Raw genomic sequence first — 13568 nt, 5'->3', positions numbered from 1 at the left:
TATGGAGGCAGGCATGACCAAGACCGAGAAACCGAAGTTGGACGAAGGCGAAGCCTCAACGCTCTCGCCCGAGGCGTTTGCCGAGTTCCAGCGAGCAACGGATGCCCCCGGCACACGGATTCGCGGCCTCGCTCGCGCAGCGGAAAAGGCACAGGGACTGCTCAAAGAGGCAGACTGATCCTCGCCCCGTTCCTGCGGACGCAACGCTACCGTCCCGCAGCCCGTTCTTGCAAGATTAGTTCTTCAAGGCTATATAGCTTCAAGGTAGTATTCACCCGATGCCGTGGACCGTATCCTTTGCCGAGGAATTCGAGCCGGAATTCGATGCCCTGCCACAAGAGGTGCAGGATGCGATCCTCGCCCGGGCGTTGCTGCTCGAGCGGGAAGGCCCCATGCTCGGGCGACCCCATGCGGACACCCTGACCGGGTCGAAGCATGCCAACATGAAGGAACTGCGCTGCAACGCCGCCGATGGCGTCTGGCGCATCGCCTTCGCATTCGACCCCGACCGGCAGGCGATCCTGCTCGTCGGCGGGGACAAGTCGGGTGGCAGCGAGAAGCGGTTCTACAAGTCGCTCATCGCCCGGGCGGACGATCGGTTCGACCGCCACCTGGAGAGACGGAAAGGATGATGACGATGGCCCGGAGCCTGAAGGACAAGCTGGCGACCCTCGACCCCGCCCGCCGCGCGGCGATCGAGGCCGAGGCGGATCGGCTGCATGCCGAGTACCTGACGCTGCAGGAGCTGCGGAAGGCCAAGAAGTTGACCCAAGTCCAACTGGCGGAAACCCTTGGCGTCCAGCAGGCCACCGTCGCGAAGTACGAACGCCAGAGCGACCTCCTGCTCTCGACACTGACAGGCTACGTCCGCGCGATGGGCGGGGAGCTCAAGCTGATGGTTGAGTTCCCAGGCACGGCACCGGTGGCGCTGGAAGGGTTGGGAGAGACAGAAGAACCGCGACGAGCTAGGGGCGGGAGAGCGCAACGCGCCAGTCTTTCGTAAGCACGAGATCGGTACAGGCCGCCAAGGCGGCTAGATCAGGTCTTCGAGAGCATTTCGCACAGCACTAGCGAACTGAACCAAGCTTTCCTGCTCTTTCATCAATCGGTTTCTCAACGCTCTCGGCAGCTCCACCTGCACACCCCTGCCACTTCGCGCACGATTGCAGATGTTATTTGGATGAGTTCCGGCAAGCTCACCCTGTTGCAGCCTACCGACGAAACCCGCTCGAACGACATGATCCAAGATCAACCCACTCAAGTCTGTGTCGAGGCCACCAATCCAAACCGTTTCGGGGTCGTCTCGATCAGCACGGCCATGAAATGCGACCAAACGATCGGTTCTAGCTGCAATTTCGAGAGCGAGTGGTTCATCGTAGAGGTGGGAAGTCACGTGCAACTCGTGATGCCTCAATCTGGCTCTCACGCCTTCAAATAGGTAGAGGGACTTGTCATCTTGGGCCACACTTCGCGCAATCTCGGAAGTCCCTGGTTCGATCCGCCCGCCGTGGGGCGCCATAACCACGGCTGAGTTTGTCACATGACGGGCTTCAATGCGATAATCGCTCCCTGCCGTCTCGTGACGGAAAAGCTCCGAAAAGGTCGAATAGCGATCTGCTGGCATTGTCACCCGTGACTCAGATTGTGCGAGCACCATATGCCTCGCATCCTCTGCCAACAATGTCTGGGCGCGTCCCAGCACACTTCCTGCCGTCCCGATCAAGTCTCAATACATCTCTTGAACGAAACCTCAGCCGGGACCGAACAACGAACAAAAAAGTCCCACTTTTGCCCCGCAGCGAAAACGGTGGGACGATTTCGCCCCGTAACCCATTGATATCATACACACTGAGAGGTGCTTTGGTGCCCGGGGGCGGAATCGAACCACCGACACGAGGATTTTCAATCCACTGCTCTACCCCTGAGCTACCCGGGCACGGGGAGGCTTGGCCGCCTCAGGGTGCGCTGGTTCTAGACCCCGGATCGGGGAGTGTCCAGAGGGGGCGTAGCAAAAAATGTGCGCGTTCAATGGTGCGTGGGATCAGTGTCTTGGGCGGCTGACGACCCGGCCTCTCGGGCCGCATCTTCAGCCTCTTCGTCGTCTTCTTCGCGCTCCGAGGGGATAGCATATCCACCGGTCAGCCAGCGCCCCAGGTCCACGTCGGAACATCGTTTCGAACAGAACGGGCGATAGGCGTGCAGCGTCGGTTTTCGGCAGATCGGACAGGTCAAGGAAGATCGCTCCGGCGCAGGGACGCGCGGTCGCGCTTGCGTTGCAACTCGTAATGGCCCAACGGGGTCCAGCCGACAAGGCTGGTCTCTACCGGGTCGGCGCGGAACGCCGCCCTGAGAGACTGTTCCAGCTGCTTGCGGTCCTTCTTGGGCATCGGGGCAAAGTCCACCACGATCTGCCCGCCAAGCCCGCGCAGACGCAACTGTCGCGGCAATGCGCGCGCTGCTGCAAGATTGGCCTTCAGCCCTGCCGCCGGCGAGACGTCGCGCCCGGTGTTCACGTCTACCGCAACCAGGGCACGGGTAGGCTCGATGAACACCGACGCCCCTCCGGACAGGCTGACCTGGGGGTCCACCAGCGCGTGGAGCGCATCGAGGACCCCATGCCGTTCGAACCCGCCCGGATCGGTCACGATCTCGTCGGGCACCGGGTCCGACCAGTCTCGCCAGGCCAGATGATGTGCGTCCGGCGCATCCAGAAGTAGCGCGGATCCCTCCCCTTCCGCATCCGCTTGAACGGCCATAGCCAATGCGAGGGTCTCCGAAATGTCTTCCCTGAGGGTGTCTTCATCCGCTTGCGCCGCAGCCGAGCGCAAGATCAGCCCGGTATCTGCCCCGTCCAGCACATCCTCGGCCAGCAGGCGCAGACTGGCGCGGCGCTCCTCTTCCCGGATCGACCGGGCCACGTTCACGCCCGGCGCATTCGGTGTCACGATCACATAGCGGCTTTTGTAGAGTACGCGGTCAGTGACGGGAACCGCCTTGCCCGGCTCCGCCACACCGGAGACCTGGACCAGCAGGCGATCCCCCGGACGGCGTGCGCTTCCGCCCCGCAGAAAGCCCATGGCCCCATCCAGCTTGACGAAGGCGCCGCCCTGCCCCTTCACGGGGCGGTCGATCACGGCACGGAAGATGGCGCCGGGCAGCGGCGGCGCGTCCTCGGCCGGATCGATGGCGAGGTCTTCTAGTCGCCCATCGGTCAGCCGCGCCGCCGCACGCCGCGCACCCAGATGGTCCAGAACGATCACATTGCCCTTCATCCAGCTTGCCTCGTGACACCCGCACTGCGCAGAGAAGCGGCGGTTTCGGCAAGTGGCAGGCCCACGACCGCGGTGTACGATCCGCTGATCCAGGGAATGAACGCGCCCGCAATGCCCTGGATGCCGTAGCCCCCGGCCTTGCCGCGCCACTCCCCACTGGCGAGATAGGCGTCGATATCCGCGTCCGTCAGCGGGAGCATGCGCAAGGTGGTGCTGACATCGCGCGCCAAGGTCCGTGTGGACGTGCGCACCGCGATGGCGGTGATGACCCGGTGACGCCGCCCGGACATCAGGCGCAAAAAGGCGCGCGCCTCTTCGGCATCTTCGGGTTTGCCAAGAATACGCAGACCGACACACACCGTCGTGTCGGCGGTCAGCAGCACCTCGTTCTCAGCCAGTTCGAGGGCCGCGGATTTCTCAACGGCCATGCGGCGCACATAGGCCAAGGGCCGCTCCCCGGGGTGCGGTGTCTCGTCGATATCCGCAGCACGGATCGCATCGGGCACATACCCGATCTGCGCCAGCAACTCCTGTCGGCGGGGCGATCCGGAACCGAGGATAAAGCGGGGCCCGGGGGGCACCGTTACTTGAAGCGGTAGTTGATCCGACCCTTGGTCAGATCGTAGGGGGTCATTTCGACCTGAACCTTGTCGCCTGCGAGGACGCGGATGCGGTTCTTGCGCATCTTGCCTGCCGTATGCGCAATGATTTCATGGCCGTTTTCAAGCTCGACCCGGAATGTCGCGTTGGGCAGGAGTTCCTTCACGACGCCGGGAAATTCGAGCAGTTCTTCCTTGGCCATGGTGTCTCCAGTTGTGGTTGACCGCGCAATGGCGGGCGAGGCACGATATGCGCGTGTTTGCGGCGTATTTCAAGGCGAAGTTTGCGGCAGCACGGGATTTGTAACAACCGCCGCACTGTCCGTGTCCGCAACTGGCACGGTGTTTGGTGTCACGGTTCGACTTGGGCCGGCCCGAACCGGTCCAGCATCCGCTCCCGGATCTGGTCGCGGGTCTGCCGATAAGCGCGCAGCTTGGCCTCCCGGCCCTCGGCAATGCCGACGGGATCCATGATCGGCCAGTATTCGACCGTCAGGTGAAAGAGCCGGGTCAGTTCGAGGGCCTGACGCTGGCTGGCCGGCGAGAGGGCCACGATCAGATCGAAGGACGAGAGATCGTCGCCCCAATTCTGCATGTCCTCGAAGGATCGGGTGCGATGGGCGTCCAGCGTCACGCCGATCTCGCTGCAGACGGTGACGGCAAAGCCGTCGATGTCGAGATCGTTCTTCACTCCGGCCGATTGCACATAGGCGCGCTGGCCGTAGTATTTCTTCATCATGCCCTCGGCCATGGGCGAGCGGATCGCGTTGTGATCGCAGCAGAACAGCACCGAGGAGGGGAAGGCCACGCCTCAAGCCCCGAAATGCAGCACGCAGATCAGGGTGAACAGCCGTCGGGACGTGTCGATATCCACCTCCGCCTTGCCATCGAGACGCTCCAGCAGGATGCGGGCGCCCTCGTTGTGGATACCGCGCCGGGCCATGTCGATCGCTTCGATCTGGCTGGGAGGGAGCTTCTTGACGGCGTCGAAATAGCTTTCGCAGATCTGCCAATAATCCTTCACCACTTGGCGGAATGGCCCAAGGGAGAGGTGGAACTCCGCGACCTGTGCGCCTTCGGGTCCGGTAACATCGAAGACCAGGCGCCGCTCGCGGATCGCAAGGGTCAGGCTGAAGGGACCGGGCGGCACGTCGCGGTCTTCGCGCGCGGGAAGTTTGAAGGAATTGTCCTCCAGGAGGTCGAAGATCGCGACCTTGCGCTCCTGCTCGATCTCGGGCGTCGGTGGCGGCAGGGCACTGTCGTCTATCGAGATGTCGATGAGATGGCTCATTCCGCGGCCTCCCCCCTGTTGAGCCGGTCGAGCCGGGCGCGCACGCTCAGGCCATGGGCCTCGAGGCTTTCGGAAATCGCAAGGCGTTCGGCCGCCGGGCCGATCTCGGCGAGGGCGGCGGGGGTCATTTTGGCAAGTGTCGTGCGTTTGACGAAATCCATCACCGACAGGCCCGAGGAGAAGCGCGCCGAGCGCGCGGTTGGCAGAACGTGATTGGGTCCACCGATATAGTCACCGATGGCCTCGGGCGTCCACGCCCCGAGAAAGATCGCCCCGGCATGGGTGATGTGTTCGGCGAGCCCGTCAGGGTCCGCGACGCACAGCTCCAGGTGCTCGGGTGCGATACGGTTGGACAACTCCGCCGCCTCGGCCAGGTCGCGCACGGTGATCACCGCGCCGAAATCCCGCCAGCTCGGCCCCGCAATGGCGCGCCGCTCCAGCGTTTCGAGCCGCGCCTCGACCGCCGCAGCCACGGCCTGTCCGAAGGCGGCATCGTCGGTGATCAGGATAGACTGGGCGCTTTCGTCATGCTCGGCCTGGCTGAGCAGGTCCACCGCGATCCAGTCAGGGTCGTTATCGCGATCAGCGATCACGAGGATCTCGGACGGACCCGCGATCATGTCGATCCCCACCCGCCCGAACACGCGCCGCTTGGCCGCCGCCACGAAGGCATTGCCGGGCCCGGTGATCTTGTCGACCGGCGCGATGGTCTCGGTGCCATAGGCCAGCGCGGCGATCGCCTGCGCCCCGCCGACCCGGTATACGGTGTCGACACCCGACAAGCTGGCCGCCAGCAGGACAAGCGGGTTGACCACCCCGTCCGGGGTCGGCGCACAGATCACCAGCCGCTCAACCCCTGCCACCTGGGCCGGGATCGCGTTCATCAGCACGCTGGAGGGGTAGCTTGCCAGCCCACCGGGCACATAAAGCCCTGCTGCCGAAACCGGGGTCCAGCGCCAGCCGAGTTCAGCCCCCGTGGGCTCGGTCCAGCGGGCATCCTGCGGCATCTGGCGCGCGTGGTAGGCGCGGATCCTTTCCGCGGCCAGTTCAAGCGCTGCGCGGTCTTCCTCGGATACTTTCGCGATTTCCGCCGCGATCTCTTCGGCGCTGAACGCGAGGGTCTGCGGTGTCAACGTCAGACGGTCGAACCGGGACGTCAGCTCGATCACCGCCGCATCGCCCCGGGCGCGGACATCGGCGATGATTCCCGCGACCGTGTCGTCCACATCCACCGCATCCTCGCGCTTCATGGTCAGAAGCTGTGCGAACGCGGCCTCGAAGCCGGCCTCGGCGCTGGACAGGAACAGGGGCATCGAGTGTCTCCTTCTTGGCCGATCTATTACCCGGCGCGGCACAGAGCCTCAAGGCAAGGCTCAATCGTGGGATGGGGCCTTGCGCGAGGGTGCGAGATAGGGACGGGTCACGTCCTGCAACGTGACGTTCAGGCATTCAACCTGCGCCGCGATGGCGCCATCGCCGGCAAGGATCAGCTCGACCGTGCCGCTGCCATCCTCCCCGGCGGCGAAGTTCAACGACAGGATCGAAAGGATGGTATCCGCATCTCCGCGCTGCACACCGGCGCTGCGGACCTTCAGCACATCGTCGATGACCAGCATGGACTGCACCCGCTCGACCGGACGGCCACGACGCTCCGCCCGGGGCTTGTCCTCCCAGCGGAAGCGATTGATGAGCAGGGCCAAACGCCGTTCCGACGCGCGCCAGGCGATCTCGGAGGCCGGAAACACCGCATCCTGGGTCAAGGCGGAGATGACCTGCAAATCGTCGGCATCTTCGGCCCGCAGTCGCAACGGGCGCTCGCCGCCCTCTTCGAAACGCGCATCCTCGGTCATGTTTCCTTCACCCGCTCGATCTGCGCGCCACAAGCGCTGAGCTTCTCTTCGACCCGCTCGTACCCGCGGTCAAGGTGATAGACACGACTGACGACGGTTTCGCCCTCGGCGGCGAGGGCCGCGAGGATAAGCGACACGCTCGCGCGCAGGTCCGTGGCCATCACCGGCGCGCCCTTGAGTTGTGGCACCCCGGTGACCGTGGCGGTCCCGCCATGGACGTCGATCCGCGCACCCATGCGGATCAGTTCGGGCGCATGCATGAAGCGGTTCTCGAAAATCCGCTCTTCGAGCACGGAAACCCCGTCCGCGGTGCACAGGAGCGCCATCATCTGCGCCTGCAAATCCGTAGGGAAGCCGGGGAAGGGTTCTGTGACCACGTCCACTGCCCCGACCCGGCCATTGGCGCGCTTGACAGTCAGGCCATGGGCGGTTTCGGACACATCGACGCCAGCCGCCGCGAGGCGCTCTGCAAAGGCTGCGACCAGGTCGAGCCGTCCACCGATCAACTCGACCTCTCCGCCAGTGATGGCCGGGGCCAGCATGTAGGTCCCCAACTCGATCCGGTCGGTCACCACTGGATGGGTCGCGCCGTGCAGCCGGTCCACTCCCTGAACCGTGATCCGGGATGTGCCCTCGCCCTCGATCTGCGCCCCCATCTTGCGCAGACACCGGGCCAGATCGACTATCTCAGGCTCGCGCGCAGCGTTTTTCAACACAGTGGTGCCCTTGGCGAGCGTGGCGGCCATCAGGATGTTTTCCGTGGCGCCGACGGACACGAACGGAAACTCGAACACAGCGCCCTTCAGGCCCCCGGGCGCCTTGGCGTGAACATAGCCGTCCGTCAGCGTCAGATCCGCGCCCAGCGCTTCCAATCCCTTGAGGTGCAGGTCAACGGGACGCGCGCCGATGGCGCAGCCCCCCGGAAGCGAAACAACCGCATGACCATCCCGCGCCAGCATCGGCCCCAGCACCAGGATCGAGGCCCGCATCTTGCGAACGATATCATACTCGGCGGTATGGTTGTCGATCCTGTGGCTGGATAGCGCCAGGACCTTACCGTCCTGCAGCGTGCTGACCTCGGCCCCGAGCGAGCGCAGCAATGCGGTCATCGTGGCGATGTCGCTCAGACGCGGCGCATTGGTCAGGGTCAGAGGCTCATCGCTCAGCAAGGTGGCCGGCATCAACGTCAGACAGGCATTCTTGGCCCCAGCAATGGGAATGGCCCCATGGAGGGGCACGCCCCCCCGGATCACGATCTGGTCCATATCCGCCTGTCCTTACGCCTGTTCCGAGCCATCGTCCGGCGCCGCGTCCTCGTTCGTCGAAGCCTGCCGCGCACGGGCCTGAGCCTTGCGTCGTTGCATATTGGCCTTGAGCGCAGCCTTCAAGCGCGCGTCGCGCGCAGCACGCGCCGACACAGACTTATCCACCGGTTCCTTCGGATCTTCTCGCCCCATATCGGTGTCTTAGACCAGTACGAAAAAACCGTCCAGATTGCGCTTGCGCCGCGCTAAGATTGCGCGTAATCAGCCGCCCATCGTGACATATCCACGACCCGTGCTGCTGTAGCTCAGAGGTAGAGCACTCCCTTGGTAAGGGAGAGGTCGAGAGTTCAATTCTCTCCAGCAGCACCATCTCGATTTTTGAGCCAGAATTTTGCCCTAAGTATATGAAAAGGAAAAGAAAATTTTGGTGTTCTATACATCCCATTTTGGAAGTACCGAAGCGGCCTCGAAAACGCCAGTCTAAGCACTAGCTGACGCATGGCGTGATCTCCATTTTTGTATATATTCCAATGTCTTGATAGGAAATTCAGGGCGAGTTCAATTCATTACTCCAGCCGTCCCTTCGGTGGGGCTGTTTTCTCCAGTCTCTCGGAAAGCACCAGCTTCTCACGCTCCAGCCTATCGATGCGCGCTTCGCAGGCCGCGACAACCGAGGCTTTTTCGGTTTCGACAAGCCGATCCAGAAGGTTCTCGATCTGGCGCTCAACATCGGCAAGCTGCTTCTTGAGCGCTTCCTTATCGCCTTGTGCTGACGCAAGCCGCATAAGCTGGCGCGTATGTCAAATAGCGAAGTATCGAACGGCAGCGCGGTCGGCTTGTTGCCGCCCTTTGTTGCGCAAACCCGCCCGGGACCGAGGAGCTCTAACCCCCAGCGCCGGACGCGCCCGTGATCGCCACGCAAGATCGACCTTGACGTAGAGACGGTGGGGCACCTATCTTAAAACTTGTCGCGCGGCATTTTTTGAAAATTCAGGTGTTAAGATGGCTCAGCCGAAAATTCGCAATATGGAAGAATTTGCGGCAATCAGCGGCATCTCCCGCCCAACCGTGTCGAAATACTTCAACGACCCCGACAGCGTCCGGGCCACCTCCCGCAAGAAGATCGAAGCCGCGCTAGCCAAGCACGCCTACGAGCCGAACGTCTTCGCCATGAACCAGAACCGGCGCAAGACCAAGAATATCGGCGTTCTTGTGCCGAACCTGGCCGACCCGTTCTTCTCGGAGATCGCGCGGCGCGTCGAATTAGCCTGCATTGAGGCAGGCTACAGCCCGATCCTGCTCAGCTCCCACGGCAGCCCGGACCGGGAGCGCGACAACCTAAAGTCCCTCCGATCACTGAAACCCGCCGGCGTCTTGCTGGCCCCCTTTGGCCGGAGACTGTCGGACCGGGAGGCCGTGCGGGCCTTCAGCGAGGATTTTCCGCTGGTCCTGTTCGACGCCAACATGCCCGAGACCGGGCAGGCCTTCGTCGGCACGAACCATATTCAAAGCATTGACCTTATGGTGGAATACTTGTGTCGCAGCGGTGAGCCACCCTGTTTTTTCGAAATGAAGCACCCCACCCATCCGAACGCCTTCGTGCATCGGCACGCCTATATCGAGAGCATGGAACGGCACGGGGAAACGCCCCACGTGCACCAAGCCGAGGGCGGCGGCTGGAATTTCGAGGAGATCGGCAGCACCGAAGGCGGGCGCCTGCTTGCAGAGGGGGCGTTCGAGACCAACACGATCCTGTGCAGCAACGACCGGCTGGCCATCGGGATGCTGTCAGCGGCATATCGACTGCACCTGCCCGTGGGCCACGGCCCCGACTGCAAGATCCGGATCGCCGGACATGACGACCACCCGTTCTCGCGCTTCACATGCCCACCCCTGACCACGATCGCACAGGATTACGAGGCCATTGCGATTCGAGCCGTGCGGACATTGTTCCGCATCCTCGAGGATGCTGGCCACCTCCCCGCGCGCGAAGAAACCTTGTTCGAAGGTCGCCTGATTATGCGAGATTCCGCATAAAGCGTTGAAAAAATGAGCTACCTATAAATTTTACGCGCGCAAATTCTAGTTTGACTTCGCGTCACCTCATTGGTTAAGGTCAATGACATCATCCAACGAGGAGGAACTTTCCGGATGTCCTTGAAGAACGCACTTTACGCGGCCACCGCCCTGACCCTTGTAAGCTCGGGCGCTATGGCAAGCGAAAACCTGGTAATCGCAACCGTCAACAATGGCGACATGATCCGGATGCAGGGTCTGACCCAGGATTTTACCGACAAGACCGGCCACACGGTCGAGTGGGTGACCCTCGAAGAGAACGTCCTGCGCCAGCGCGTCACGACGGATATTGCTGCCAAGGGCGGCTCCTTCGACATCATGACCATCGGCATGTACGAAACTCCGATCTGGGGCGCCAATGGCTGGCTCGTGCCGCTGGACGATCTGTCCGCGGACTACAACGCCGACGATATTCTGCCCGCGATGCGCGCCGGTCTGAGCCATGACGGCACGCTCTATGCTGCGCCGTTCTACGGCGAAAGCTCCATGATCATGTACCGCAAGGACCTGATGGAGAAGGCCGGGCTGGAAATGCCCGATGCGCCGACCTGGCAGTTCATCCGCGAAGCGGCCGCCGCCATGACCGACCGCGAGAACGACATCAACGGCATCTGCCTGCGCGGCAAGGCCGGCTGGGGCGAAGGCGGCGCGTTCATCACCGTCACCGCGAACTCCTTTGGCGCGCGCTGGTTCGACGAGGACTGGAACGCCCAATTCGACCAACCCGAGTGGAAAGAGGCGCTGGAATTCTTCGTCGGCATGATGAACGAGTCCGGGCCGAACGGCTACGCCACCAACGGCTTCAACGAGAACCTGAACCTGTTCCAGCAGGGCAAGTGCGGCATGTGGATCGACGCCACGGTGGCGGCGTCCTTCGTGACCAACCCCAACGACTCGACCGTGGCCGACCAGGTGGGCTTCGCCCTCGCCCCGAACAGCGAGGGCATCGAGAAGCGCGCGAACTGGCTCTGGGCCTGGGCCCTGGCGATCCCCGCCGGCACGCAGAAGGCCGATGCCGCCAAGGAATTCATCGAGTGGGCCACCTCGACCGATTATATCGAGTTGGTGGCCGCGAACGAAGGTTGGGCCAACGTGCCTCCGGGTGCGCGGACCTCGCTCTATGAGAACGAGAACTACAAGGACATTCCGTTCGCCAAGATGACCCTGGATTCGATCCTGGCTGCCGATCCGACCGACCCGACCGTGGACCCGGTGCCCTATGTTGGCATCCAGTTCGTCGCTATCCCCGAATTTGCGGGCATCGCCACCGAAGTCAGCCAGGAATTCTCCGCCGTCTATGCCGGTCAGCAGACCGTCGAAGAGGCGCTTGAGAAAGCCCAGGCCCTGACCAACGACGCCATGGAAGCCGCCGGCTACCGCTAAGCACTCCTCCCCCCGGGGCGCGCGGTTGGCCCGCGCCCCGGGACTTTCATTCCCGAAAATCGCAGCTCCCGTTCCAGATAGCCTGTCGGCGATCAACAGAGGAGGTATGCCTGATGGCAACCAAACATTCCCGATCAGCGGCGCGCCTGATGATGGCTCCGGCGGTCATCCTGCTCCTCGGCTGGATGCTTGTCCCCCTGACAATGACCCTGCTGTTCTCGTTCAAGCAGTATCTGCCCCTGCGGGGTGGCGACCTGGGTTGGGTGGGATTTGACAACTACATTCGTTTCGTTTCTTCGAGTGCCTTCTGGCCCTCGGTTACAGCCACCTTGATCATCGTCGGTGGCGTGCTGGCGATCACGATTACCCTGGGCGTCTTGCTCGCGATCCTTCTCAACCAGCCGATGTGGGGTCAGGGCGTTGTCCGGATCCTGGTGATCGCGCCCTTCTTCGTGATGCCCACCGTATCCGCACTGGTCTGGAAGAACATGTTCATGGATCCGACCAACGGGCTGTTGGCGCATCTGTGGCGCTTCTTCGGGGCCGAGCCGGTTTCGTGGCTGTCGGAGGCCTCGATGACCTCGATCATCATGATCGTGTCCTGGCAATGGCTGCCCTTCGCGACGCTCATCCTGCTGACGGCGATCCAGTCGCTCGACAGCGAGCAGCTGGAAGCCGCCGAGATGGACGGGGCCCCGCCGGTGAAACGCTTCGCCTTCATCACCCTGCCCCACCTGAGCCGCGCCATCACCATCGTGCTGCTCATCCAGACGATCTTTCTGCTGGCGATCTTCGCCGAGATCTTCGTGACCACGGGCGGCGCCTTCGGCACACGGACGCTCACTTACCTGATCTTCCAACGCGTGCTCGAAAGCCAGAATGTCGGCCTCGGCTCTGCCGGAGGGGTGTACGCAATCATTCTCGCCAATATCGTTGCCATCTTCCTGATGCGCATCGTCGGCAAGAACCTGGACGCGTGAGGAGGACATCATGGCCCGCGCAGTTACCCAACAACGCAAGCTCATCAATACCACCCTGGCCTGGGGCATCGGACTGCTAATCTTCTTCCCGATCCTCTGGACCATCCTGACCAGCTTCAAGACCGAGGCCACGGCGATTGCAGACCCGCCCGTGTTCCTGGCGTTCGACTGGACACTGGAGAACTATACCGCGGTCCTGGAACGGTCGAACTACGCCAAGTTCCTGTGGAACTCGATCATCATCGCCGGGGGCTCGACCATCCTCGGCATCATGATCGCGGTTCCCGCGGCCTGGTCCATGGCCTTTGTGCCCTCGCGGCGCACCAAGGACATCCTGCTGTGGATGCTGTCGACCAAGATGCTGCCGGCGGTGGGTGTGCTCTACCCGATCTACCTGATCTGCATCGAGCTTGGCATTCTCGACAGCCGTGTCGCCCTCGTGGTCATCCTGATGCTGATGAACCTGCCGATCATCGTCTGGATGCTCTACACCTATTTCAAGGAAATCCCCGGCGAGATCCTGGAGGCCGCCCGCATGGACGGCGCGTCCCTGAAGGAAGAGATCCTCTACGTGCTCACGCCCATGGCGATCCCGGGCATCGCCTCGACCCTGCTGCTGAACTTCATCCTGGCCTGGAACGAGGCGTTCTGGACCCTGAACCTGACGGCGGCCAATGCAGCCCCCCTGACGGCCTTCATCGCCAGCTATTCCAGCCCCGAAGGCCTGTTCTTTGCGAAACTCAGTGCAGCCTCGACCATGGCCATCGCACCGATCCTCATCCTCGGCTGGTTCAGCCAGAAGCAACTCGTCAGCGGCCTCACCTTCGGCGCTGTGAAATAAGGACCTAGACC

Annotated in this window: 19 protein-coding genes and 2 tRNA genes; 8 read left to right on the top strand and 13 right to left on the bottom strand. The window is 62.8% G+C overall.

The window, feature by feature from the left end:
* Nucleotides 1-13: 13 nt before the first annotated feature.
* The 3 genes from DSHI_RS22235 to DSHI_RS05045 all read left to right on the top strand — a co-directional run bounded on the left by DSHI_RS22235 (nucleotide 14) and on the right by DSHI_RS05045 (nucleotide 1003).
* Complete coding sequence (locus tag DSHI_RS22235) at nucleotides 14-178, top strand: hypothetical protein (protein ID WP_157865259.1); 165 nt, start codon at nucleotides 14-16, stop codon at nucleotides 176-178.
* 100 nt (nucleotides 179-278) lie between these two features.
* Complete coding sequence (locus DSHI_RS05050) at nucleotides 279-632, top strand: type II toxin-antitoxin system RelE/ParE family toxin (RefSeq protein WP_012177660.1); 354 nt, start codon at nucleotides 279-281, stop codon at nucleotides 630-632.
* A 5-nt stretch (nucleotides 633-637) separates the two neighbouring features.
* The gene (locus tag DSHI_RS05045; protein WP_050757878.1) at nucleotides 638-1003 is read left to right on the top strand and encodes a helix-turn-helix domain-containing protein; all 366 of its coding nucleotides are present in this window, start codon (nucleotides 638-640) and stop codon (nucleotides 1001-1003) included.
* A gap of 30 nt (nucleotides 1004-1033) precedes the next feature.
* Here DSHI_RS05045 and DSHI_RS21660 read toward each other — a convergent pair whose 3' ends face one another.
* The 12 genes from DSHI_RS21660 to DSHI_RS04990 form a co-directional block, all read right to left on the bottom strand.
* Nucleotides 1034-1723, bottom strand: a complete 690-nt coding sequence (locus tag DSHI_RS21660; RefSeq protein WP_203426311.1) for a poly-gamma-glutamate hydrolase family protein — start codon at nucleotides 1721-1723, stop codon at nucleotides 1034-1036.
* A gap of 138 nt (nucleotides 1724-1861) precedes the next feature.
* A tRNA-Phe gene (locus tag DSHI_RS05035) sits at nucleotides 1862-1936 on the bottom strand.
* Nucleotides 1937-2025: 89 nt separating this feature from the next.
* A complete protein-coding gene (locus DSHI_RS21655) occupies nucleotides 2026-2232 on the bottom strand; it encodes a DNA gyrase inhibitor YacG (RefSeq protein WP_083768356.1) in 207 nt (68 codons plus the stop codon).
* Complete coding sequence (locus DSHI_RS05030) at nucleotides 2229-3272, bottom strand: ribonuclease E/G (protein ID WP_012177657.1); 1044 nt, start codon at nucleotides 3270-3272, stop codon at nucleotides 2229-2231. Before DSHI_RS05030 ends, DSHI_RS21655 begins: the two co-directional genes overlap by 4 nt.
* On the bottom strand, nucleotides 3269-3853 hold the full coding sequence (locus tag DSHI_RS05025; protein ID WP_012177656.1) for a Maf family protein: 585 nt from the start codon (nucleotides 3851-3853) through the stop codon (nucleotides 3269-3271). Before DSHI_RS05025 ends, DSHI_RS05030 begins: the two co-directional genes overlap by 4 nt.
* Before the next feature lie 2 nt (nucleotides 3854-3855).
* A complete protein-coding gene (gene infA, locus DSHI_RS05020; protein WP_007205486.1) occupies nucleotides 3856-4074 on the bottom strand; it encodes a translation initiation factor IF-1 in 219 nt (72 codons plus the stop codon).
* Nucleotides 4075-4223: 149 nt separating this feature from the next.
* Entirely contained in the window at nucleotides 4224-4679 is a 456-nt protein-coding gene (locus tag DSHI_RS05015) for an arsenate-mycothiol transferase ArsC (protein ID WP_012177655.1), read from the bottom strand.
* 3 nt (nucleotides 4680-4682) lie between these two features.
* Nucleotides 4683-5162 (bottom strand): UPF0262 family protein, encoded by a 480-nt coding sequence (locus DSHI_RS05010; protein ID WP_012177654.1) that lies wholly within the window; start codon nucleotides 5160-5162, stop codon nucleotides 4683-4685.
* Nucleotides 5159-6475, bottom strand: coding sequence for a histidinol dehydrogenase (gene hisD, locus DSHI_RS05005; RefSeq protein ID WP_012177653.1), 1317 nt, complete (start codon nucleotides 6473-6475; stop codon nucleotides 5159-5161). The genes DSHI_RS05010 and hisD overlap by 4 nt, the downstream gene beginning before the upstream one ends.
* Before the next feature lie 60 nt (nucleotides 6476-6535).
* Nucleotides 6536-7012 (bottom strand): DUF2948 family protein, encoded by a 477-nt coding sequence (locus DSHI_RS05000; protein ID WP_012177652.1) that lies wholly within the window; start codon nucleotides 7010-7012, stop codon nucleotides 6536-6538.
* A complete protein-coding gene (murA, locus tag DSHI_RS04995; RefSeq protein WP_012177651.1) occupies nucleotides 7009-8277 on the bottom strand; it encodes a UDP-N-acetylglucosamine 1-carboxyvinyltransferase in 1269 nt (422 codons plus the stop codon). The genes DSHI_RS05000 and murA overlap by 4 nt, the downstream gene beginning before the upstream one ends.
* Nucleotides 8278-8289: 12 nt before the next feature.
* Nucleotides 8290-8469 (bottom strand): hypothetical protein, encoded by a 180-nt coding sequence (locus DSHI_RS04990; RefSeq protein WP_044027640.1) that lies wholly within the window; start codon nucleotides 8467-8469, stop codon nucleotides 8290-8292.
* Nucleotides 8470-8571: 102 nt separating this feature from the next.
* Here DSHI_RS04990 and DSHI_RS04985 point away from each other — a divergent pair.
* Nucleotides 8572-8646: transfer RNA gene (locus DSHI_RS04985), tRNA-Thr, on the top strand.
* 197 nt (nucleotides 8647-8843) lie between these two features.
* On the opposite strand, the gene DSHI_RS04980 is transcribed toward DSHI_RS04985, so the two are convergent.
* Nucleotides 8844-9062: a hypothetical protein gene (locus DSHI_RS04980; protein ID WP_012177650.1), complete on the bottom strand. Its 219-nt coding sequence runs from the start codon at nucleotides 9060-9062 to the stop codon at nucleotides 8844-8846.
* Nucleotides 9063-9279: 217 nt separating this feature from the next.
* Here DSHI_RS04980 and DSHI_RS04975 point away from each other — a divergent pair, with 217 nt between their 5' ends.
* The 4 genes from DSHI_RS04975 (at nucleotide 9280) to DSHI_RS04960 (ending at nucleotide 13557) form a co-directional block, all read left to right on the top strand.
* Nucleotides 9280-10314 carry a LacI family DNA-binding transcriptional regulator gene (locus DSHI_RS04975; protein ID WP_012177649.1) on the top strand — a complete coding sequence of 345 codons (1035 nt, stop codon included), beginning with the start codon at nucleotides 9280-9282 and terminating at the stop codon, nucleotides 10312-10314.
* 114 nt (nucleotides 10315-10428) lie between these two features.
* The gene (locus DSHI_RS04970; protein ID WP_012177648.1) at nucleotides 10429-11736 is read left to right on the top strand and encodes an ABC transporter substrate-binding protein; all 1308 of its coding nucleotides are present in this window, start codon (nucleotides 10429-10431) and stop codon (nucleotides 11734-11736) included.
* Between the two features lie 113 nt (nucleotides 11737-11849).
* Nucleotides 11850-12716, top strand: coding sequence for a carbohydrate ABC transporter permease (locus tag DSHI_RS04965; protein ID WP_012177647.1), 867 nt, complete (start codon nucleotides 11850-11852; stop codon nucleotides 12714-12716).
* 10 nt (nucleotides 12717-12726) lie between these two features.
* Nucleotides 12727-13557, top strand: a complete 831-nt coding sequence (locus DSHI_RS04960; RefSeq protein WP_012177646.1) for a carbohydrate ABC transporter permease — start codon at nucleotides 12727-12729, stop codon at nucleotides 13555-13557.
* Nucleotides 13558-13568 lie beyond the last annotated feature (11 nt).

The sequence above is a fragment of the Dinoroseobacter shibae DFL 12 = DSM 16493 genome, assembly GCF_000018145.1.
Classification (GTDB): Bacteria; Pseudomonadota; Alphaproteobacteria; order Rhodobacterales; family Rhodobacteraceae; genus Dinoroseobacter; species Dinoroseobacter shibae.
The sequence above is the reverse complement of the archived record's forward strand: the minus strand, read 5'-3'. Positions and strand labels throughout refer to the sequence as shown.